The following is a 21,094-nucleotide window of genomic DNA, read 5'->3' as shown; positions in this document are numbered from 1 at the left end:
CATGAGTGAAGAGAAGCGGTTCCAGGCACTGTCCGCACCGAAGGGTGTGCCAGATTATTACCCACCAGAGTCTGCGACTTTTTATAAGGTCCGCCAGACCATGGTGGAACAGGCGCATCTTTCCGGTTTTCAGCACATTGAATTGCCCATTTTTGAAGATACCGCGCTCTTTGCCCGCGGCGTGGGTGAATCTACCGACGTGGTCTCTAAGGAGATGTACACCTTTGCAGATCGCGGCGATCGCTCTGTGACCTTGCGCCCGGAGGGAACTGCGGGTGTGATGCGCTCGGTCATTCAACACAATTTGGACCGCGGTCAGCTCCCGGTAAAGCTGAACTACAGCGGCCCGTTCTTCCGCTATGAGCGCCCGCAGGCAGGCCGCTACCGCCAGCTTCAGCAGGTTGGCGTGGAGGCCATTGGCGTCGACGATCCAGCACTGGATGCGGAGGTCATCGCCTTGGCGGATCGCTCCTATAGGACCCTGGGGCTTTCCGGGTTCCGCCTGGAATTGACCAGCTTGGGCGACCGCAATTGCCGGCCCGCCTACCGCGAAAAGCTGCAGGAATTCTTGTTTAAGCTGGACCTTGATGAGGAGACCCGCCGCCGCGCGGAGATCAATCCTTTGCGCGTCTTGGATGATAAGCGCCTGGAAATGCAGGAGCAGCTTGCCGATGCCCCCTTGATGCTCGACTACCTCAACGCCGAGTGCCGCGAGCACTTTGAGACCGTGACGGGCATGCTGGATGATATGGGCGTTGCCTACGAAATTAACCCGCGCATGGTGCGCGGCTTGGACTACTACACCAAGACCTGCTTCGAATTCGTCCACGATGGCCTGGGTGCGCAATCCGGCATTGGCGGCGGTGGCCGCTACGACGGCCTGATGGCGCAGCTGGGCGGACAGGATCTTTCGGGCATCGGCTATGGCTTAGGCGTTGACCGCGCCATCCTCGCCCTAGAGGCGGAGGGAATCACCCTAGAAGGCAGTGATTCTCGCGTGGATGTCTACGGCATTGCCTTAGGTACTGCGGCCAAGCGCCGCATGACCGGGATCATCAATGACCTGCGGAAGGCGGGAATCGCAGCGGACATGTCCTTTGGTGATCGCGGCCTTAAGGGCGCGATGAAGGGTGCCGACCGCGCGGGCGCGCGCTTTGCTTTGGTCTTGGGAGATCAAGAACTAGAAACGGGCACCGTTGCCGTGAAGGACTTGGCCGCCCACGAGCAGCGCGATATTGAGCTATCGCAGCTAGTTGCCCTTCTGGGGCGCGATCTAGAAGGCTAGGCACAGGATTAAAAAGGGGGCACCGAGTAAATTCGGTGCCTCCTTTTTGTATGTGTTCAGCTGATTAGCACTCCACCTGGGAAACGCTAAAGCCCATCGTCTTGGCCAAGCCGCCGAGGGAGGTCTCCTTGTACTTGGAATGCATATCGCGGCCGGTATCCGCCATGGTTTGCACGGCGTTATCCAGGGTGACGTGGTGGGTGCCTTCACCCATCATCGCCATGCGGGCGGCGTTAATGGATTTCACCGCGCCAATGGCATTGCGCTCAATACACGGGATTTGCACGAGGCCGCCGACCGGATCGCAGGTGAGGCCGAGGTTGTGCTCAAGGGCGATTTCGGCCGCATTTTCCACCTGGGCTGGGGTAGCACCGAGGAGTGCCGCCATTCCCGCAGCGGACATGGACGAGGCGGAGCCGACCTCGCCCTGGCAGCCCACCTCGGCGCCGGAAATGGAGGCGTTCTGTTTGATGATCATGCCGATGGCGCCGGCGGTGAGCAGGTAACGGCGTGCGGATTCGCGGCAGAAGCCACCGTGGAAGTCGCGCGCATAGTGCAGCACTGCGGGAATGATGCCGCAGGCGCCGTTGGTGGGCGCGGTAATAACGCGGCCGCCCGCAGCGTTTTGCTCGTTGACCGCTAAGGCGAAGAGATTGACCCATTCCATGGCGGAAAAGCCAGAGTGTGGGTCATTTTTCTGCTCGAGCAGCTGCGCATACATCTTGGGGGCGCGCCGCGGCACGCGGAGGCCACCCGGCAGCAAGCCCTTGGTGGAAATGCCATCGGTCACGCATTCGCGCATGATGTCCCATACGAGGTCCAGATGGCGCAGGACATAATCCGCGCCGCCGTCGTCCTTGTGGAGCACTTCCTCATTGGCAAGGACGATTTCCCAAATGTCCTTGTCGTTGGCCTCGCACAGGTTGAGCAGTTCTTCGCCGGTGGTGAATTCATAGGGCACGGTATCTTCTACGGTTGCTGCGGCAACGCCGGCGGGTACTTCGTGGCTATCGGCCATCTCTGCGTCGAGCTCTTTGCGGGAGAGGATGAAGCCACCGCCGACAGAGAAGTACTGTTCGTCTTCAGCCAGGATATTGCCCTCTGCGTCCCAGGCCTTAAAGATCATGCCATTGGGGTGCTGGGGTAGTGGCTCGTTATCAAAGGTGATTTCGTAGTCGACGGTGCCAGACGGGCCAGAGATGGTGCCTTCGCTGGGGATTGTGCCGCCGGCTTGCGGCTCGGCATCGATGGGAACGGTCAGCGGCTCCCAGCCGGCGAGTCCTAGGATGACGGCGCGGTCGGAGGCGTGGCCGCGCCCGGTGGCGGACAGCGAACCGCGCAGCTCAGCGGACACGCGGGCCGGATGGGTATCAAGGGAATCGAGGAATTGCTTCGCGGCGCGCATCGGCCCAACCGTGTGAGAGGAGGATGGACCAATGCCGATGGCGAAAATGTCAGTAACGCTAATAGTCATGGTGAAAGCCTTAAGAAACCTTTCTTGGTAGCAAGAGAGTTATCGTTCCAAGAGCATGAAAAAGAGATTTTCTCTGGCGCGGGGATTCGGGTCGAAGATTCTAAAATTCAAGCGTAGAGAAATATGTGACATGTATCAATTTTAGAATATGCGATAGGTATTGCGGCGCTAGCGCTTTCCGTCGTATTGGGACAAAATTTCCTCGAAAGGCAGAAACTCTTCGTCCACTCCGATTCCGGTAGGGCGGGAATGGGGACTGGGTTTGGGGGCATCGGCAAGCCCGGCGACCCGATCCGTGGGGCGAATCATCTGATCCGCAAGCTGCGTTGCGGCGCGCTCGATACGGCTGCGAATGCGCGCGCCCTCGGCGGTGCCCAGATCCTCGGTTGCCTGGAAAATGCCGGTCGGAACGACGTGGGCGTGCAGATAATTCAACAGGGGGCGCAGCGCATAGTCCAAGATGAGCGCGTGGCGCGGGGAACCGCCCGTAGCTGCCACGATGGTGGGCAGCTCCTCCAAGGCGTGGGCATCCAGAACATCAAAAAACATCTTGAACAGCCCGGAGTAGCTGCCTTGGAAGGCAGGGGTGACGGCAATAAAGCCATCGGCCGTGGAAAGCAGCTCTTTTGCTTCATCCAATTGGGGCGTTGGAGCCGCCCAATTGGTCATGGCCGTGGCCAATTCAGAAGCAAGGGTGCGCACCTCAATAATGTGGGTGTTTACGCCTTCACCGCGCGCGGAAATCTTCGCCTCGGTGGCTTCTGCAATGGTCTCAGCCAATTGCCGGGTAGATGATGGCTCCGAGAGCCCGGCCGTGAGGACAACTAAAGAGCGCATTGCTTAGTCCTCCTTTCCAGGGCTTACGCGAAAGTGCGGGGAATCTGGGTGCTGCTTGAGCGTGGCATGCGTTGGTGGGTCCGAGGGTACATGCTCTGGTCGTCGCTGCTCAAAGCGCCGACGAAGCTCCGGTACTACTTGTGTGCCAAGAATTTCTATCTGCTTGAGCACCACTTCTTGTGGCAGCCCGGCGTGATCGATGAGGAAGAGCTGGCGTTGGTAATCGCCCACGTAGTCCGCAAATTTCAGGGTGCGCTCAATAACCTGCTCTGCGGTACCCACGGTCAGCGGGGTGTAGTCAGTAAATTCCTCCAGGCTAGGCCCGTGCCCGTACACGGGGGCGTTATCGAAGTACGGGCGGAAGAACCTCTTGGCCTCCTCTTCAGTATCGCCGATGAATACCTGGCCGCCGAGCCCCACGATGGCTTGGTCTGCTTGGCCGTGGCCATAGGAAGCAAAGCGACGCCGGTACATGTTGACCATCTTGGCCGTGTGTTCTTGATTCCAGAAGATATTATTGTGAAAGAACCCGTCGCCGTAATAGGCCGCTTGTTCTGCAATCTGGGTAGAACGAATGGAGCCGTGCCATACAAACGGCGGGACGCCATCGAGGGGCGCCGGGGTAGAGGTAAACGCCTGCAACGGGGTGCGGAATTTGCCCTCCCAGTTGACGCTGTTTTCCCGCCACAGGCGGCGCAGCAAGTGGTAATTTTCCACGGCCAACGGGATGCCTTGGCGGATATCTTTGCCAAACCACGGGTAGACGGGGCCGGTATTGCCGCGCCCCATCATCAGATCCACCCGGCCGCCGGAAAGGTGTTGCAAAAAGGCGTAATCTTCGGCGATCTTTACCGGGTCATTGGTGGTAATCAGCGTCGTGGAGGTAGAAAGCTGCAAGCGCTCGGTCTGCGCTGCGATATAGGCTAGGTGGGTCGTCGGGGAGGACGGAACGAAGGGCGGGTTGTGGTGCTCGCCTGTGGCGAAGACATCGAGGCCCACTTCTTCTGCCTTGAGCGCGATTTCCGTAATATTGCGGATTCGCTCCGCCTCTGATGGGGTTTCGCCCGTCGTTGGATCGGTGGTCACATCTCCGACCGTGAAAATGCCAAATTGCATGGTGTCCCTTTCTACCCTTGCTGCGTACCTGTAATCATTGTACGTGACATGTCAACAATGCGGGCAGAGAGATTATTCCCAGCGGGGTAAAGAGGGGGCCGGGAGTTAGCTGTAGACCCCGCGCCCCAAGGTGTCGCACTCAGCCATCCGGCCGGAATTATAACCAGCAAGGAAAGCTCGCTGGCGTTGCTCGGAAGTACCGTGCGTCCACGCATCGGGTTGGACCTGCCCAGTGGAACGGCGCTGAATATTATCGTCACCCACAGCCTGCGCCGCGGTGACTGCGTCAGCCACCTGCTGTTGGGAAATCGGCTCCAGCAGAGCATCCTCGCCCTTATCCGCGTGGGAAGCCCAAATACCGGCGTAGCAATCTGCCTGGAGCTCGATCTTTACCGCATTGGAATCCGCGCCGGGGTCGTTATAGTCAGATAGCTGCAGCGTGCCCTCGAGCTGCTGAATGTGGTGACCAAACTCGTGGGCAACGATGTACATCTGCGCGAACGGGGCATTGTGCGCGCCGTAGTTGCTCAGCGAATTGAAAAACGTGGTGTCAAAATACGCCGATTGGTCGGCGGGGCAATAAAACGGCCCCGTGGCTGAAGACGCAGTGCCGCAGCCGGAATTGGTGGAGCTATTAAAAATCACCCGGCCAGGGTTGGTGTATTCGATGCCGGCTTGCTCGGGTAGCTCGGCGGTCCAGACATTATCCACGCTCATGGCGGTAAACATGACCCGGCAGTCATCGTATTTATTGCCGTCTTCTGCCGTTTGGCAGTGATCGAAGGCGGAATCATCGGCACCGGTGTGGGTGCCGGATTGGGACTGTTCATTGCCCAACAGGGCACCAATATCGGAGGGGTTTCCTCCTAATAAGAGGTAGAGCCCGACGAGCACGACGGAGCCGATGCCGCCGCCGATAGCGAGGCCGCCACCACCGCCGGAGGTTGCGCGCTGGCCATCAAAATCGGCACCAGATTTAAACGTCATGCCTAAATAGTGTCACACCTTTTCGGCGTCTTCAGTGCGTACCGGCCACATTTATGCGCGGTACTGGCAGCGGCGTCCGGTTCGCACCCATGCCTGGTGCCTTAATTGGACTTAATGGGAGAAGAAACGGCGGTGGGATGTAGAATTGGCCAAGTTCCTAGTCTTGTGCTTGGTTGGGCGCGCGCTGTTTACGCGTGGCTGGACCCGCAAGTTACTCCATTTCAGAAGGGATTGAATTATAGTGCTGCGTACCCATTTAGCCGGTGAGCTCCGCAAAGAACTGGCAGAAGAGACAGTAACCCTAACCGGTTGGGTTTCTCGTCGCCGTGACCACGGCGGCGTGATCTTCATCGACCTGCGCGATCGTTCCGGCATTGCCCAGGTAGTCTTCCGCGAATCCGATGTGGCAGAGCGCGCCCATGACCTGCGTTCGGAATACTGCGTCAAGGTAACCGGCGTAGTGGAACCGCGCCCAGAAGGATCCGAAAACCCGAACCTGCCTTCCGGCGACATCGAGGTCAACGTCACCGACCTGGAGGTGCTCAACAAATCCGCAGCGCTGCCCTTCCAGGTAGATGATCCTTCCTCCTCTGGCGAGGTAGGCGAGGAGACCCGCCTGAAGTACCGCTACTTGGATTTGCGCCGCGAGCGCCAGGCAAAGGCACTGCGTCTGCGCTCCGCTGCCAACCGCGCGGCCCGTAACGTGCTGGATAAGCACGATTTCGCCGAAATCGAAACCCCTACCTTGACCCGTTCCACCCCAGAGGGCGCGCGCGACTTTCTGGTGCCTGCCCGCCTGAAGCCAGGCTCTTGGTACGCGCTGCCGCAGTCGCCGCAGCTGTTCAAGCAGCTGCTGATGGTGGCCGGCATGGAACGCTACTACCAGATCGCGCGGTGCTACCGCGATGAGGACTTCCGCGCCGACCGCCAGCCGGAATTTACCCAATTGGACGTGGAGATGTCCTTCGTGGATCAAGACGATGTCATTGCGCTTGGTGAAGAGATTGTCAAAGAGCTGTGGAAGCTCATCGGCTACGACATTCAGACCCCAATCCCGCGCATGACCTATGCCGATGCCATGAAGTACTACGGCTCCGATAAGCCGGACCTGCGCTTTGACATCAAGATTGTCGAGTGCACGGAGTTCTTCAAGGACACCACCTTCCGCGTCTTCCAGAACGAATACGTCGGTGCCGTGGTCATGGACGGCGGTGCTTCGCAGCCGCGCCGCCAGTTCGATGCATGGCAGGACTGGGCCAAGCAGCGCGGCGCCAAGGGCCTTGCCTACATAACCGTCGCAGAAGATGGCACCCTGGGCGGGCCAGTGGCCAAGAACATCACCGACGCGGAGCGCGAGGGCATCGCCGAGCACGTTGGCGCAAAACCCGGTGACGCCATCTTCTTCGCCGCCGGCGATACCAAGTCTTCCCGCGCGCTGCTGGGTGCAGCCCGCGGCGAAATCGCCAAGAAGCTTGACCTCATCAAGGAAGGCGACTGGGCCTTTACCTGGGTCGTTGACGCCCCGCTCTTTGAGCCTTCTGCCGATGCCACCGCGTCCGGCGACGTTGCCTTGGGCCACTCCAAGTGGACCGCGGTGCACCACGCCTTTACCTCGCCGAAGCCGGAGTGGATCGATTCCTTCGACGAGAACCCGGGCGAGGCCACGGCCTATGCCTACGACATCGTCTGCAACGGCAACGAGATCGGCGGCGGTTCCATCCGTATCCACCAAGAAGATGTGCAAAAGCGCGTCTTTGAGGTCATGGGCATCGGCGATGAGGAAGCACAAGAGAAGTTCGGCTTCTTGCTCGACGCCTTCTCCTACGGCGCACCGCCACACGGCGGCATCGCCTTTGGCTGGGACCGCATCGTGTCCCTCTTGGGCGGCTTTGATTCCATCCGCGACGTGATTGCCTTCCCGAAGTCCGGTGGCGGCGTGGATCCGCTTACCGATGCCCCCGCGCCCATCCCCGCCGCACAGCGCAAGGAGACCGGCGTGGACTTCAAGCCGAAGAAGAAAAAGAACGGCGAAGAGGCTAAGGCCGCGAAATCAGAGCAGGAGAACTAGCTCTTAGGCTCGCTATCACGACACCATTTTTAGGGTAAGCGGGGCGCGCGCCCTCGCCGCAGCGGACACTTGTGCGGCGAGGGTGTAGCCCCCGCTTTGTGTTGGCGGGCATACTGGATAGAACTATGGTTGATACACAGACAGTGCTTTCGGCCGATGAGGTCATTGGCGCCGCATCGGAAATGTTGTCGCGCCGCTTTGGTGGCACGCCGGAAATGTCAGACATTGAGGATTTAGGCGGATCTGGCAATGCCTTAGTCCTGCGCGCGAAGGTTGCCCCTAGCGCATTTTTGCCGCATCGCTCTGTGGTCATCAAATACAATCCGGTCACCGGCTACGGCGTGGATGACGCAGCGATGCTGCGCGAGGTCGTGGCCTACCAATTCACCACCGCCTTAGCAGAAGACGTGCGCCCTGGACCCGTGCTGCTCGCCCACGATTTAGACCGGCGCATCATTGTCCTGACGGATTTGGGTGAAGCCGAGACCCTTGCGGATGTGCTCTTAGAATCCGGCGATGAGGATCGCATTCGGATCCTGCGTTCCTTGGGTACGGCATTGGGGCATATCCACGTGGGCACCGCGGATCATGAGCAGGATTTCGAAACCCTGCTCAACCGCACCTTGCGCCATAACCCGGAATACGCCGATCACCAATCCGTGCGCGATCAGTCCCTGTATCGTTCCATCGGCATTGGTCTCAATCTGCTGGATGAGGCGGGGCTTGAAGCCCCCGAAAGCTTCCGCAGTTTGGCCGATCAAGCCGCGGAATCCCTCGCCTCTGGCAAGGATAGGGCCTTTACTCCCTTCGATCTTTCGCCGGATAACATCATCGTTTCCAAGCGCCTGCACTTCTTGGACTATGAATGGGCGGGCTTTAGGAACGTGGGCTTTGACGTCGCGTGCGTTATCGCTGGCTTCCCGCAGTTCTTGTTTTCTAAGCCAATTACGGATAAGGAAGCAGATATATTTCTTGCCGCATGGTCGCGCGAGGTATCTGAGGTGTGGCCGCGCTTTGCCGATGAAGACGAATTGCACGGGCTTATCGTCGCTTCCCTCATCGGCTGGGCCTTGTCGAGCGTGACCACGATGCACGCCGGGGGAATTGAGGGATTGGTTGCACTTGCTAGCGGGGAAGCGGAGGTTGTCCATGACCCAAAGCGTTCGATCCTGCGCCCACCAGAGAGCGGACCTTTTAATGAGGACGAACTATTGGTGCGCCAAGACCTCTATGAAACCTTTGACGCGCTCGCGCGCTACGCCGCCCAATGCGGGACCGCACCGTGTACGGCCATCGCGGAGTTTGGCAACTTGGTTGCCCGCCGCGTCCACGACGACTAATCACTACACCTTTTTGGGGAGCTAAAACCACATGAGCCAGGATTCTCTCTTCGGCGCCTCTCCCAATGCCGGCGGCAGCATGGGAGGCGATGGCTCGGCATCGTCTTTTCCCACGGCCAATCTCTTTGCCACGCACTCCGGTTCGCCCTTGGCCGCGCGCATGCGCCCGCAGACTTTGGAAGAGGTCGTGGGCCAGGACCACCTCCTTGGCCCCGGCAAGCCGCTGCGCCGCTTGGTCGAAGGATCCGGCGAGGCTTCGGTCATTTTGTATGGGCCGCCCGGTACTGGCAAGACGACGATTGCCTCGCTGATAGCCAGCCAGATGGGCCAAAACTTCGTTGGTCTCTCCGCCCTTGATTCAGGGGTGAAGCAGGTGCGCGAAGTCATTACCCACGCCCGCCAAGAGCTTATCCATGGCCGCCGAACGGTCCTTTTCATCGATGAGGTGCACCGCTTCTCCAAAACCCAGCAGGACGCCTTGCTGGCGGCGGTGGAAAACCGGACGGTTCTGCTCGTTGCAGCGACGACCGAAAACCCGTCATTCTCGGTCGTTTCGCCGTTGCTTTCCCGCTCGCTCCTACTGCAACTGCACTCGCTGAGCGAGGCGGACCTCAAAGGCGTAGCGCGCCGCGCGTTAGACAGCGATCGGGGGCTAGGCGAGCGCGACTTAACCATTACTGATGAGGCATTAAACCAGCTCGTCGTGCTTTCTGGTGGTGATGCCCGGCGCAGCCTGACCTACCTTGAAGCGGCCGCGGAAGCAGTCGACGATGGCGGCGAGATCACCGCGACCACGATTACGGATAACGTGAATCGGGCGGTGGTGCGCTATGACCGCGACGGCGACCAGCACTACGATGTGACCTCCGCCTTCATCAAGTCCATCCGCGGCTCCGATGTCGATGCCGCGCTGCACTACCTAGCGCGCATGGTGGAAGCCGGCGAGGATCCCCGGTTTATCGCCCGCCGCCTGATGGTTCACGCCTCAGAAGATATTGGCATGGCAGATCCCACGGCCTTGCAAGTCGCCGTCGCTGCCGCAGAGGCGGCGCAACTGATCGGCTTGCCGGAAGCGCGCATCCCATTGGCGCAGGCAACGATTCACTTGGCGACGGCGCCGAAATCGCCGTCCGTTATCGCTGCCATTACTAAGGCGCAGGCCGATGTCGCGGCCGGCAAGGTGGGCCACGTGCCGCCGCACCTGCGCGATGGGCACTATGAGGGCGCTAAGCGGTTGGGGAATGCGACGGGCTATTCCTACCCCCACGATGACCCGCGCGGGGTAGTGGAGCAACAATACCTGCCCGATGAGCTCGAGGGCACCGTATATTATGAGCCCACCGAACACGGCGCTGAGAAGCGAATCTTTGACTATATTGGCCGTTTGCGCAGGATACTTCGCGGCAAGCGCCGCTAAGTGCGAACCGGCATGGCCGGTTTTGGCCCCACCGATGGGCACAGCCTGCCCACCAGTAGGTAAAGTTGGGTGGGTTAGAAAGCTTCTTGATGGAAGATAAAAGCTTAGACAGTTAGGATTATTGCTCGTGAAGACTCATGAGATCCGGGAACGGTTTACCCAGCACTTCGTCAATTCTGGTCACGAGGTTGTCCCCAGCGCCTCTTTGATCCTGGATGACCCTAACCTGCTTTTCGTTAACGCGGGCATGGTGCCCTTCAAGCCCTATTTCTTGGGCCAGCAGACCCCACCATTTTCGCAAGGCCTTGCCACCTCTATCCAGAAGTGCGTGCGCACCTTGGATATTGAGGAGGTGGGCATTACCACCCGCCACAACACCTTCTTCCAAATGGCGGGTAACTTCTCCTTTGGCCAGTACTTCAAGGAAGGCGCCATTTCCAATGCATGGAACCTGCTGACCAAAGACGTAGAAGACGGCGGGTTTGGCTTGGACCCAGAGCGCCTATGGGTCACCGTGTACCTCGATGACGATGAGGCAGCGGAAATCTGGCGCGATAAGATCGGCGTGCCAGAACAGCGCATCCAGCGCCTGGGCATGGAAGATAACTACTGGTCCATGGGCGTGCCGGGACCATGTGGGCCCTGCTCGGAAATCTATTACGATCGCGGGTCCGAATACGGCAAGGACGGCGGCCCGATTGCGGATGATAACCGCTACATGGAGATCTGGAACCTCGTGTTCATGCAAAATGAGCGCGGTGAGGGGACCGGAAAGGGCGATTTTGAGATCGTCGGAGAGCTGCCGAAGAAAAACATCGACACCGGCTTAGGCATCGAGCGCGTCGCCTGCCTCTTGCAGGGGGTAGACAACGTTTACGAGACCGACCTGCTGCGCCCGGTCATTGACGTCGCCGAGGAGCTTACCGGTGCCACCTACGGTGAGAAGGCAACGGAGCAAGATAATATCCGCTTCCGCGTGGTGGCTGACCACTCCCGCACCGGCATGATGCTCATCTTGGATGGTGTTACCCCGGGAAATGAGGGCAGGGGCTATATCCTGCGCCGCTTGCTGCGCCGTATCATTCGCTCAGCAAAGCTGCTCGGCGCCGAGGGCCCCACCATGGAGCGCTTCATGAATACCGTCATGGACACCATGACCCCGTCCTATCCCGAGATTGCGGATAACCGCGAGCGCATCCTGCGCGTGGCCATCAACGAGGAAAAGGCGTTTTTGAAGACGCTGGAGTCTGGCACCAAGCTTTTCGATGAAGCAGTGGAGGACCTGCGCTCCACCCACCGCGCCAAGACCCAAAAGGTGCTTTCCGGTGATAAGGCCTTCGAACTGCACGATACCTACGGTTTCCCCATCGACCTCACCCTGGAAATGGCGCAAGAGGCCGGCCTCGACGTGGACATGGACGGCTTTAATGCCGCCATGGGCGAGCAACGCCGCCGCGCCAAGGCCGATAACCAGGCCAAGAAGCACGGTCACACCGACCTCTCCTTGTACCGCGACTGGGTGGATAATAACCCCACCGTATTCACCGGCTATGAGGAACTGGTCTCGGGCGCGAACGTCATCGGCCTGGTCAAAGACGGCCAGAAGGTCAACGAGGTGCACGAGGGCGATGAGGTTGAGGTCATTTTGGACCACTCGCCGCTCTACGCTGAGTCCGGCGGACAGATGGCTGACCGCGGCCGCATTTCTGCGGGCGAATCCCTCCTGGAGGTCAATGACGTCCAGAAGATTGGCAAGAAGCTGTGGGTACACAAGGCTTCCGTTACCGCCGGCGGGCTTGACCTTGGCATGTCCGTTGAGGCTTCCGTAGATGAGAAGTGGCGCCACGGTGCAACCCAGGCCCACTCGGCCACCCACCTCATTCACGCAGCCCTGCGGCAGGTGCTGGGACCCACCGCAGTGCAGGCAGGCTCCCTTAACCGCCCGGGCTACCTGCGCTTCGACTTCAACTACACCGAGCAGTTGAGCCAAGAGCAAATGGAAGAAATCGCCCTGATTACTAATCAGGCGATCGACTCCAATATGGCCGTCAACACCATCGAGACCTCGCTGGAAGAGGCCAAGGCGATGGGTGCCATGGCCCTGTTCGGTGAAAACTACGGCAACCAGGTGCGCGTGGTGGAAATCGGCGGACCATTTTCCATCGAGCTCTGCGGCGGCACCCACGTGGGTTCCTCGGCAGAGATTGGACCCGTGTCCGTGCTTGGCGAATCCTCAGTGGGCTCCGGCGCCCGCCGCATCGAGGCCTACTCCGGCATGGATGCCTTCCGGTACTACTCCAAGGAAACCGCGCTGGTAGAGGGCGTTTCCCGCGAGCTGAAGGTGCAGTCTGAGGAACTGCCAGAGCGCATTTCTCAGCTTTCGGAGCGCCTCAAGGCCGCCGAGAAGGAAATCGAGGTCCTGCGCAAGGCGCAACTGACCGCGCGGGCCTCTGAATTCATCGACTCGGCTACCGATGTCAATGGCATCAAGACCATTACGCTCCAGCTTCCCGATGGCACTTCTGGCGGCGACCTGCGCACCGTGGCCACCGATATCCGTAACCGGATGAAGGATACGGCCGCGGTCATCGTGCTCGGTGCAGTGGATAAGGGTAAGTTCCCGTTCATTGCTGCCGCTACGGGCAAGGCGGTGGACGAGGGCGTGAAAGCAGGGGACATCGTCAAGCGCCTCGGCGAATACGTCAACGGCCGCGGCGGCGGCAAGCCAGACATGGCGCAGGGCTCTGGTACCGCGCCGGAAGGTGCGCAGCGCGGCTTTGAGGCCGTCAAGGATCTGTTGCAGTCGCGATAAGGATTCATTGTGGCAAAGGTTGAACCAGATTCCCCCGGAGTGGATGACCCAGGCGAGGGTCGCCGTTTAGCACTCGACGTGGGCACAGTGCGAATTGGCGTCGCGGCATCCAACCGCGAGGCCACCCTCGCTACCCCTGTGGAAACCGTTCCTAGGAAGACCGGCTTCAAAGACCGCGATCAAGAAGACATTGATCGAATTCTCGAGCTTATTGCGGCATATACCGCGGTAGAAGTCATTGTTGGTTTGCCGCGTGATTTACACGGAAATGGGTCAAAAAGTGTAAAACACGCGAAAGAAATTGCGTTTCGGATTCGACGCCGCTTGAATCAAGATGAAAATATAGATAAAGTTCCACCACCAGTACGCTTGGCTGATGAACGTTTGACGACGGTAGCGGCAACCACCGCGCTGCGCGCGTCCGGCGTGTCCGAAAAGAAGGGCAGAAAAATCATTGACCAAGCTGCAGCGGTGGAAATACTACAGTCCTGGCTGGATGGGCGTGCTAACGCGCTCCGCTCGGATGATGCAGTAGCCCAGCCTTCAAACTCAGGAGACTAAACACGTGAGCCGTAACCAACAACGCCTCGGGCGATCGATGGATGATAAGTACGTCAAGCGGCGCCAGCGCGGCATCGCCGTGGTGGTCGCATCCGTCATCGTTATTCTAGGAGCTCTGATCTACATCGGAGTACGCATCGGCACTTCTTCGGCCGACTACGAAGGGGCCGGTAACGGCACCACGCAATTGGTGGAGGTCCCAGAAGGGTCCTCCATGTCCGAGCTGGGTCCCACGCTCGTGGAAAAGAATGTGGTCAAGACCCAAGAGGCATTCGACTCTGCGGCATCGATGAACCACAGCGCCAGCCAGATTCAACCTGGTTTCTACCGCCTGCAAGAAGAAATGAGTGCGGCGAATGCGGTAGAGGCATTGCTGGATGAAAACAACCGCGTGGACATGCTCGAGGTCCAAGGTGGTGCGACCCTGGAGGATGTCAAGGTCGTCGGTGGTGACGTGCGCTTTGGCATCTACTCTTTGATCTCACAGGTCAGCTGCGATGACGGCAACTGCCTGGAGAAGGAAGAGCTGGAGAAGGCAGCAGCGGAAACCGATCCTAAGGAGCTCGGCGCGCCCGATTGGGCACTGGATGCCATTAAGAAGCGCGGCAATGACCCGAAGCGTATTGAGGGCCTGATTGCCCCTGGTCAGTACGTGCTCGACCCGAATATGAGCGCCAAGGATATCTTGAAGGACCTCATTACCCGCTCTGCCAAGCGCTATGAAGAAACCGACATTGAAAACCGTGCCAAGGCCATTGGTCTTTCGCCGTACGAGCTTTTGACCTCTGCCTCCTTGGTGGAGCGTGAGGCACCCGCCGGCGAATTCGACAAGGTTGCCCGCGTCATCCTGAACCGCTTGGATGAGCCGATGCGCCTGGAGTTCGACTCCACCGTGAACTATGGCCTAGAAGACGTTGAACTTGCCACCACCGATGAGGCGCGTGCGGAGAAGACGCCGTGGAATACCTACGCCAAGGAAGGATTGCCGGATACGCCGATTTCCTCGCCTTCTGATGAGGCAATCCGCGCCATGGAAGAACCGGCCGAAGGTAATTGGAAGTTCTTCGTCACCGTGGATAAGGACGGCACCACCGTGTTCTCTGATACCTACGATGAGCACCTGGACCGCGTGGACGATGCCATCCGCTCCGGCGTCCTCGACTCGCAGCGCGAGGGCGAAGGGGCAGGTGCCGGCAACGGCGATGCCGCCTCAGATCAACCGGCTGAGTAGGCACTAGGCCGCAGCCAGAAAGGTAGTTGCTCTCCCATGCCGCGCGCCGCAGTACTCGGTAGCCCCATCGCACACTCGTTATCGCCTATCCTGCACAACGCGGGGTATGCCGCAGTGGGGCTCAAGGAGTGGTCCTATACCCGCTTTGAGGTCACGGCCGATACCCTTGTCCCATTCTTGGAAGAATGCGGCCCCGAGTACCGCGGCTTTTCCGTCACCATGCCCGGTAAGTTCGCCGCGCTCGAGGTTGCGGAAGAACGAAGCGATAGGGCGCAGCTTATCGGGTCCGCCAATACCTTGGTGCGCACCGAACATGGGTGGCGCGCGGATAATACCGATACCGAGGGCGTGCGCGGCGCCCTGCAAGAACTCATTGGGCTCCGCCCCGTGTCTCAGGCCCTTATCATCGGCGCGGGCGGAACTTCCCGTCCAGCGCTGTGGGCTCTGGCAGAACGCGGAATCGACCAAGTCACCATCTTGAACCGCTCGAACCGCAAAGCAGAACTCCAGCCCTTGGCCGAGCGGCTCGGGCTCAATTTGCAGTATGCAACCTTTGACGATGACCTCGAGGACCTTTCCCGCTCCGCGGATTTGATTATTTCCACCGTGCCTTCGGCGGCGTTAGAGGATTATCGCTTCCAGCTTGCCCACGCCCCAGTACTCGATGTGATTTATCATCCGTGGCCTACGACGCTCGCCGCCTGCGCCGCCGCGAATGGCTACTTCACCGTGGGCGGGCACGTCATGCTGGCGCATCAAGCATTTAGCCAATTCGAGCAATTCACTGGCCTTACCGCTCCGCGCGAAGAGATGGTTGCGGCCCTGCAGGAAGAGCTTCGCCTGCGCAACCTATAACCACGCTGGGAATACGCCCATGTGCGCCGTCTTGCCATGAAGAGCGGCAAGGCGGCGCTTAGCCTTATGCCATGGGTATTTTCGGGGGAATAGTTTATGGTCTGTGGGCAGCCGCCTTGAGCTGGTGGGATATTCGCGAGCGGCGCTTGCCCGATGCGCTGACCATCCCAGCAGGGGTTCTATCGGTCACTGTTGTTAATTGGGGCGGGTTATTCTGGCCGGTGCTGTACCTCCTAGTGGCGCTGCGGGGTGCTGGCATCGGCGGGGGAGATATAAAGTTGGCCCTGCCGCTGGGCATGCTCGTTGGTGCCACGGCAGGCCCGCTGGCGGTTATCATCGCCTGTGGCGGTGCCGCTGTACTCACCTTGATCGCAAGCGGCATCGCGCGGACCAAGGGCGGTGTGCCCCACGGGCCCTCGATGGTGGTATCCGCTGGGCTGGTTATGGTTGCGTATCCCCTCTTTGAGGGGTGAGGCGAATATATTGGGGTGCCTAGTTGCTCCGTGTGTATAGGTGCCGTGCGATAATACCCGCATGCTTCGTTGGACTACCGCTGGTGAATCCCACGGCCAGGCACTGATCTCCATGCTGGAGCACATGCCGGCCGGAGTGCCCATTACCCGTGCTGATATTTCCCATCAGCTTGCGCGGCGCCGCCTTGGATATGGCCGCGGTGCGCGCATGAAGTTTGAAGCCGATGAGGTCACGCTGCTGGGCGGCGTACGCCACGGACTGACCATTGGTAGCCCCATTGCCATCATGATTGGCAATACCGAGTGGCCGAAGTGGACTACCGTCATGTCCGCAGATCCCATCGATATGGACGATGAGGACGTAGCCAAGGCGATGAATTCGGGCCGGGGTGCGCCCTTGCAGCGCCCGCGGCCAGGCCACGCCGATTTCGCCGGCATGGTGAAATATAACCACAGCGAGGCCCGCCCCATCTTAGAGCGCTCTTCTGCCCGGGAAACCGCCGCACGTGTCGCCGCCGCGACGGTAGCGCGGAACTTCCTGCGGGAAACGCTAGGCGTTGAAGTCTTCTCCCACGTGATTTCCATCGGCGCATCGCAGCCCTATGCGGGTGCTTCCCCGAGCTTTGCGGATATCGAGGACATCGACAACTCGCCGGTGCGCGCCTTTGACAAGGACGCCGAATCCGCGATGATTTCAGAGATTGAAGCCGCCAAGAAGCAGGGCGATACCTTAGGCGGCATCGTCGAGGTAATCGTCGATGGCCTCCCCATTGGCCTCGGCTCACATATCTCGGGCGATGACCGCTTGGACGCACAGCTGGCCGGAGCATTGATGGGCATTCAGGCGATCAAGGGCGTAGAAATCGGCGATGGCTTTGAAGAGGCGCGTCGGCGCGGCTCCGAAGCCCACGATGAAATAGTCCGCACCGAGGACGGCGTGACTCGCCTGAGCAACCGTGCCGGCGGCTTGGAAGGCGGCATGACTAACGGGCAGCAATTGCGGGTCCGCGCCGCCATGAAACCGATTTCCACGGTGCCGCGTGCTTTGCAGACGATCGATATGGAATCGGGTGCCGATGCCACCGCAATTCACCAGCGCTCAGATGTTTGCGCCGTGCCGGCAGCAGGAGTTGTGGCTGAGGCCATGGTCTCCCTCGTGCTAGCGCGCGCAGTTTTAGATAAATTTGGCGGGGATAGTTTGAGCGAAACCTCCCGCGCCATTGCTGCATATGAAGAATACGTTTCGCAGCGACTCGCCTTTAACCAGGAGTAAATGATGACAACGCCAACCGATGTAACGGGACAACCGCATCCTTGCGTCGTATTGATTGGCCCGCCCGGGGCGGGAAAGTCCACGATTGGCCGCCGGCTTTCGCATGCGCTGAATTGCGATCTGGTGGATTCGGATCACCTGATCGAAATGGCCGAGGGAAAACCCTGCGGCGAGGTCTTTAGTGAGAAAGGCGAACCGGCGTTTCGCGAGCTCGAGGCCGAACATGTCGCTGAAGCCCTGCAGAAGGGTGGGGTAGTAAGCCTTGGTGGGGGCGCGGTGATGACGGCCTCTACGCGCGAGCTTCTGGAGCGCCACACCGTCGTCTTCCTCGATATTTCCGCAGAAGAAGGCGCGCGCCGCACGGCCGACGATCGCAACCGTCCGGTATTAGCGGCGGATAATCCGGTTGAACATTATCGTTCCATCGTGGAAACGCGTAGGCCCTTTTACCTGGAGGTAGCCGATTTCCGCGTGCGCACGGATACTCGCTCCCCGCAGCAGGTCGTGGGCGATATTCTGGGCTTTTTAGAAACCCTCTAGGCGGGGCAGTTACACCTATCCGCGCAATCCTGCAGGCTGAAGCTCCGTAGAAAGGACACCATCATGCCTACCATCGCCGTTAACGGACCGAGCCCGTATGAGGTCCGCATTGGAGCGGGTCTCAGCGAAGATATCGCGCGGCGCTGCGCGGACACAGGTGCCGATAAGGCGGCGGTGATCTTCCAGCCTGCCCTGCGCACCGCCGCAGAAGAACTCGCAGCATCCGTTGAAGCACAGGGCGTTACCCCCGTCTTGTGCGAGGTGCCGGATGCAGAAGCGGCCAAGCAACTGAGCGTGGTGGGAGGCGTATGGGACCGCCTTGGTGAGGCCGGCTTTAGCCGCAGCGATGTCGTCATTGGTGTAGGCGGCGGGGCAACCACGGACATGGCAGGCTTTGTCGCCGCCGGATGGATGCGCGGCATTAAGGTCATTCAGGTTCCTACGACCCTTCTCGCCATGGTTGATGCCGCGGTGGGCGGGAAAACCGGAATCAATACGAAGGCCGGGAAGAACCTCGTCGGCGCCTTCCACGAGCCGGACTCTGTATTCGTCGATCTGGAGCGCCTAGAGACCCTGCCACAGGCGGAGATCGTGGCTGGTTCCGCTGAGATCATTAAGACCGGGTTCATTCATGATCCGGTCATCGTGGAACGCTATGTGGAAAATCCAGGTGCTTGCCTTGACCCACGCGGTGTCCTGCCCGAACTGATTGAGCGGTCCATCGCGGTGAAAGCAGCGGTGGTGGGAGAAGACCTCAAGGAAGCCGGGCTGCGCGAGACCCTCAATTATGGGCATACCTTTGGCCACGCCATAGAAAGGCAGGAAAACTATGCGTGGCGCCACGGCAATGCGGTAGCCGTAGGCATGATGTTCATTGCGAACCTTTCCCACCAGCGGGGCCTGATAGATGCGGAACTCGTGGAATTGCACCGCAGCATCCTGACCAATATCGGCCTGCCTACGACGTATCAATTCGGGAAATTCGCGGAACTATATGAGGCGATGACCCACGATAAGAAAAACCGCGACGGCAAGATCCGCTTCGTGGCGCTAACCGGAATCGGCGCGACGACGCGGATAGAGGGTCCGACGCGCGAAGAACTAGAAGCGGCATATGCCGCTATCACGGAGTAGATATGAAAATCGTTGTTCTCAATGGCCCGAACCTCAATAGGTTGGGCAAGCGCCAACCAGACGTATACGGTTCTACGACGTTAAGCGATGTTGAAAAGCTCGTGTCCGAGCGTGCGGCGAAGCACGGGGCAGAGGTCGAGTTTTTCCAGTCTAATTTTGAAGGCGAGCTCATTGAGAAGGTCCATGCGGCCGCCGATGCCGGCAGCGCGGTCATCATAAACCCAGGTGGGCTGACGCATACCTCCGTTGCCTTGAGCGACGCCCTGGCAGAGATTGCCGATGGCGCCGGTTTCGTGGAGGTGCATATCTCCAACGTGCACGCCCGGGAAGAATTCCGCCATCATTCTTATCTAAGCCCCATTGCCCGCGGTGTCATCGCCGGCTTGGGGGTCTTTGGATACTGCGCCGCGGTGGACTATCTGTGCCAATAAGCACCGGCCAGATCCATGCCCCTCGGGCGCGGATGGAAAGAAGGCTTCGAACCTAGCCACCTGCGCCGCGGAAATAGTTATAGTGGAAGAATAAATTTTTTTAAGCTTCACTACGTTCCCGCAAAGGATGATTTTATGGCACTTGCAGATACCCGTTTCAGCGATCGCCGCCGGAAGCTAGCCGCGGAATTAGCCGGTCAGCGCATTGATGCGGTATTGGTAACCCACTTGATCCACGTCCGGTACCTGTCCGGATTCTCAGGCTCCAATGGTGGGCTTTTGCTGCGCAAGGATCTCTCCGCGCTGATGGCTACCGATGGCCGCTATACCACCCAGATTGCGCAGGAAGTTCCGGATCTTGAGGCGGTCGAAGGCCGTTCTGTGGGCAAGGTGCTCCTGCAGCAATTCGACAAGGATGAGACCCCGGTTCGCGTCGGCTTCGAAGCCGACTACATGTCCGTATCGGAACTGGAAGATCTGAAGGATTCCGCACCGGATGGGGTCACCTTGGTGCCGATTTCTGGAATCATCGAGGACATCCGCATCACGAAGGATGCTGTAGAACTGGAAAAGCTCGAGGAAATCGCGGCGCTTGCTAACCAGGCATTGGAAGATCTTCTTGCCGCCGGTGAGTTGCGTGCGGGCCGCACGGAGCGCGAAGTTGCCGCCGACCTGGAATTCCGCATGCGCATCCTAGGCTCGGAGCGAGTGAGCTTCGATACCATCGTGGCCTCTGGCCCGAACTCCGCCATGCCGCACCACGGCGCGGATGACCGCGTGATCGAGGACGGGGACTTGGTCACCATCGACTTCGGCGCTCACCTGCGCGGATTTAACTCCGACTGCACCCGCACCTATGTCGTGGGCACGGCAAATGACTTTGCCAAGGAGATCTACGATCTGGTGCTGCGCGCCCAGCAGGCTGGCGTGGAGGCTGCGGTAGCGGGCACGTCGCTTTCCGATGTCGACGCCGCCTGCCGCAACGTTATCGCCGACGCCGGATACGGCGACTACTTCGTCCACTCCACCGGGCACGGCGTGGGCTTGGACGTGCACGAAGCACCCTTTGCCGCCACGACCGGTAAGGGCGAGCTGGCGCCAGGGATGACGCTGACCATCGAACCGGGCGTGTATGTGCCGGGCAAGGGCGGCGTGCGCATCGAAGATACGCTGATTATCACCGATGGAGCCCCGAAGATCATTACCGCCGCCTCCAAGGACTTTACTGAGCTGCCCGCATAGGTAGGCTTGGCCCCTGCG

Annotated in this window: 18 protein-coding genes; 14 read left to right on the top strand and 4 right to left on the bottom strand. The window is 59.7% G+C overall.

Features of this window, described 5'->3' with window-relative positions; genetic code table 11:
• The first annotated feature begins 1 nt into the window (after nucleotide 1).
• Nucleotides 2–1,285 (top strand): histidine--tRNA ligase, encoded by a 1,284-nt coding sequence (hisS, locus tag HMPREF1287_RS03215; protein WP_023017416.1) that lies wholly within the window; start codon nucleotides 2–4, stop codon nucleotides 1,283–1,285.
• Nucleotides 1,286–1,349: 64 nt separating this feature from the next.
• Here the strand turns inward: hisS and HMPREF1287_RS03210 are convergent, their stop codons facing one another.
• From HMPREF1287_RS03210 to HMPREF1287_RS03195, 4 genes are all read right to left on the bottom strand, one after another.
• Nucleotides 1,350–2,759 (bottom strand): L-serine ammonia-lyase, encoded by a 1,410-nt coding sequence (locus HMPREF1287_RS03210; RefSeq protein ID WP_023017417.1) that lies wholly within the window; start codon nucleotides 2,757–2,759, stop codon nucleotides 1,350–1,352.
• Nucleotides 2,760–2,927: 168 nt separating this feature from the next.
• Nucleotides 2,928–3,596 carry an FMN reductase gene (locus HMPREF1287_RS03205; RefSeq protein ID WP_005279023.1) on the bottom strand — a complete coding sequence of 223 codons (669 nt, stop codon included), beginning with the start codon at nucleotides 3,594–3,596 and terminating at the stop codon, nucleotides 2,928–2,930.
• Between the two features lie 3 nt (nucleotides 3,597–3,599).
• Entirely contained in the window at nucleotides 3,600–4,712 is a 1,113-nt protein-coding gene (locus tag HMPREF1287_RS03200) for an LLM class flavin-dependent oxidoreductase (RefSeq protein ID WP_023017418.1), read from the bottom strand.
• A gap of 105 nt (nucleotides 4,713–4,817) precedes the next feature.
• Complete coding sequence (locus tag HMPREF1287_RS03195; RefSeq protein ID WP_023017419.1) at nucleotides 4,818–5,699, bottom strand: neutral zinc metallopeptidase; 882 nt, start codon at nucleotides 5,697–5,699, stop codon at nucleotides 4,818–4,820.
• A gap of 241 nt (nucleotides 5,700–5,940) precedes the next feature.
• Here HMPREF1287_RS03195 and aspS point away from each other — a divergent pair, with 241 nt between their 5' ends.
• The 13 genes from aspS to HMPREF1287_RS03130 all read left to right on the top strand — a co-directional run bounded on the left by aspS (nucleotide 5,941) and on the right by HMPREF1287_RS03130 (nucleotide 21,076).
• Nucleotides 5,941–7,767, top strand: coding sequence for an aspartate--tRNA ligase (gene aspS, locus HMPREF1287_RS03190; RefSeq protein WP_023017420.1), 1,827 nt, complete (start codon nucleotides 5,941–5,943; stop codon nucleotides 7,765–7,767).
• A gap of 125 nt (nucleotides 7,768–7,892) precedes the next feature.
• Nucleotides 7,893–9,107, top strand: a complete 1,215-nt coding sequence (locus HMPREF1287_RS03185; RefSeq protein WP_023017421.1) for a phosphotransferase family protein — start codon at nucleotides 7,893–7,895, stop codon at nucleotides 9,105–9,107.
• A 31-nt stretch (nucleotides 9,108–9,138) separates the two neighbouring features.
• Nucleotides 9,139–10,524, top strand: coding sequence for a replication-associated recombination protein A (locus tag HMPREF1287_RS03180; RefSeq protein ID WP_023017422.1), 1,386 nt, complete (start codon nucleotides 9,139–9,141; stop codon nucleotides 10,522–10,524).
• 127 nt (nucleotides 10,525–10,651) lie between these two features.
• Nucleotides 10,652–13,336: an alanine--tRNA ligase gene (alaS, locus tag HMPREF1287_RS03175; RefSeq protein ID WP_023017423.1), complete on the top strand. Its 2,685-nt coding sequence runs from the start codon at nucleotides 10,652–10,654 to the stop codon at nucleotides 13,334–13,336.
• Nucleotides 13,337–13,345: 9 nt separating this feature from the next.
• On the top strand, nucleotides 13,346–13,897 hold the full coding sequence (ruvX, locus tag HMPREF1287_RS03170; protein ID WP_023017424.1) for a Holliday junction resolvase RuvX: 552 nt from the start codon (nucleotides 13,346–13,348) through the stop codon (nucleotides 13,895–13,897).
• A 37-nt stretch (nucleotides 13,898–13,934) separates the two neighbouring features.
• Entirely contained in the window at nucleotides 13,935–15,128 is a 1,194-nt protein-coding gene (gene mltG / locus HMPREF1287_RS03165) for an endolytic transglycosylase MltG (protein WP_005283219.1), read from the top strand.
• Nucleotides 15,129–15,164: 36 nt separating this feature from the next.
• Nucleotides 15,165–15,983, top strand: a complete 819-nt coding sequence (locus HMPREF1287_RS03160; protein WP_023017426.1) for a shikimate dehydrogenase — start codon at nucleotides 15,165–15,167, stop codon at nucleotides 15,981–15,983.
• 71 nt (nucleotides 15,984–16,054) lie between these two features.
• Complete coding sequence (locus HMPREF1287_RS03155) at nucleotides 16,055–16,456, top strand: A24 family peptidase (RefSeq protein ID WP_023017427.1); 402 nt, start codon at nucleotides 16,055–16,057, stop codon at nucleotides 16,454–16,456.
• Between the two features lie 61 nt (nucleotides 16,457–16,517).
• Nucleotides 16,518–17,729: a chorismate synthase gene (gene aroC / locus HMPREF1287_RS03150; RefSeq protein ID WP_034654237.1), complete on the top strand. Its 1,212-nt coding sequence runs from the start codon at nucleotides 16,518–16,520 to the stop codon at nucleotides 17,727–17,729.
• Nucleotides 17,730–18,269, top strand: coding sequence for a shikimate kinase (locus HMPREF1287_RS03145; protein WP_084519549.1), 540 nt, complete (start codon nucleotides 17,730–17,732; stop codon nucleotides 18,267–18,269).
• Nucleotides 18,270–18,332: 63 nt separating this feature from the next.
• Nucleotides 18,333–19,403, top strand: a complete 1,071-nt coding sequence (gene aroB, locus HMPREF1287_RS03140) for a 3-dehydroquinate synthase (protein WP_023017430.1) — start codon at nucleotides 18,333–18,335, stop codon at nucleotides 19,401–19,403.
• Nucleotides 19,404–19,405: 2 nt separating this feature from the next.
• Entirely contained in the window at nucleotides 19,406–19,834 is a 429-nt protein-coding gene (aroQ, locus tag HMPREF1287_RS03135; RefSeq protein WP_023017431.1) for a type II 3-dehydroquinate dehydratase, read from the top strand.
• Nucleotides 19,835–19,969: 135 nt separating this feature from the next.
• The gene (locus tag HMPREF1287_RS03130) at nucleotides 19,970–21,076 is read left to right on the top strand and encodes a Xaa-Pro peptidase family protein (RefSeq protein ID WP_023017432.1); all 1,107 of its coding nucleotides are present in this window, start codon (nucleotides 19,970–19,972) and stop codon (nucleotides 21,074–21,076) included.
• Nucleotides 21,077–21,094 lie beyond the last annotated feature (18 nt).

The sequence above is a fragment of the Corynebacterium sp. KPL1986 genome (assembly GCF_000477975.1).
GTDB classification, from domain to species: Bacteria; Actinomycetota; Actinomycetes; order Mycobacteriales; family Mycobacteriaceae; genus Corynebacterium; species Corynebacterium accolens.
This window is presented reverse-complemented; position numbering and strand designations above follow the sequence as displayed.

What these genes read in the sequence shown, in the direction of transcription:
- hisS (WP_023017416.1), top strand. Translation starts at nt 2, where the DNA reads ATGAGTGAAGAGAAGCGGTTCCAGGCACTGTCCGCACCGAAGGGTGTG.
- HMPREF1287_RS03210 (WP_023017417.1), bottom strand. Translation starts at nt 2,759, where the DNA reads ATGACTATTAGCGTTACTGACATTTTCGCCATCGGCATTGGTCCATCC.
- HMPREF1287_RS03205 (WP_005279023.1), bottom strand. Translation starts at nt 3,596, where the DNA reads ATGCGCTCTTTAGTTGTCCTCACGGCCGGGCTCTCGGAGCCATCATCT.
- HMPREF1287_RS03200 (WP_023017418.1), bottom strand. Translation starts at nt 4,712, where the DNA reads ATGCAATTTGGCATTTTCACGGTCGGAGATGTGACCACCGATCCAACG.
- HMPREF1287_RS03195 (WP_023017419.1), bottom strand. Translation starts at nt 5,699, where the DNA reads ATGACGTTTAAATCTGGTGCCGATTTTGATGGCCAGCGCGCAACCTCC.
- HMPREF1287_RS03185 (WP_023017421.1), top strand. Translation starts at nt 7,893, where the DNA reads ATGGTTGATACACAGACAGTGCTTTCGGCCGATGAGGTCATTGGCGCC.
- HMPREF1287_RS03180 (WP_023017422.1), top strand. Translation starts at nt 9,139, where the DNA reads ATGAGCCAGGATTCTCTCTTCGGCGCCTCTCCCAATGCCGGCGGCAGC.
- mltG (WP_005283219.1), top strand. Translation starts at nt 13,935, where the DNA reads ATGGATGATAAGTACGTCAAGCGGCGCCAGCGCGGCATCGCCGTGGTG.
- HMPREF1287_RS03160 (WP_023017426.1), top strand. Translation starts at nt 15,165, where the DNA reads ATGCCGCGCGCCGCAGTACTCGGTAGCCCCATCGCACACTCGTTATCG.
- HMPREF1287_RS03155 (WP_023017427.1), top strand. Translation starts at nt 16,055, where the DNA reads ATGGGTATTTTCGGGGGAATAGTTTATGGTCTGTGGGCAGCCGCCTTG.
- aroC (WP_034654237.1), top strand. Translation starts at nt 16,518, where the DNA reads ATGCTTCGTTGGACTACCGCTGGTGAATCCCACGGCCAGGCACTGATC.
- HMPREF1287_RS03145 (WP_084519549.1), top strand. Translation starts at nt 17,730, where the DNA reads ATGATGACAACGCCAACCGATGTAACGGGACAACCGCATCCTTGCGTC.
- aroB (WP_023017430.1), top strand. Translation starts at nt 18,333, where the DNA reads ATGCCTACCATCGCCGTTAACGGACCGAGCCCGTATGAGGTCCGCATT.
- aroQ (WP_023017431.1), top strand. Translation starts at nt 19,406, where the DNA reads ATGAAAATCGTTGTTCTCAATGGCCCGAACCTCAATAGGTTGGGCAAG.
- HMPREF1287_RS03130 (WP_023017432.1), top strand. Translation starts at nt 19,970, where the DNA reads ATGGCACTTGCAGATACCCGTTTCAGCGATCGCCGCCGGAAGCTAGCC.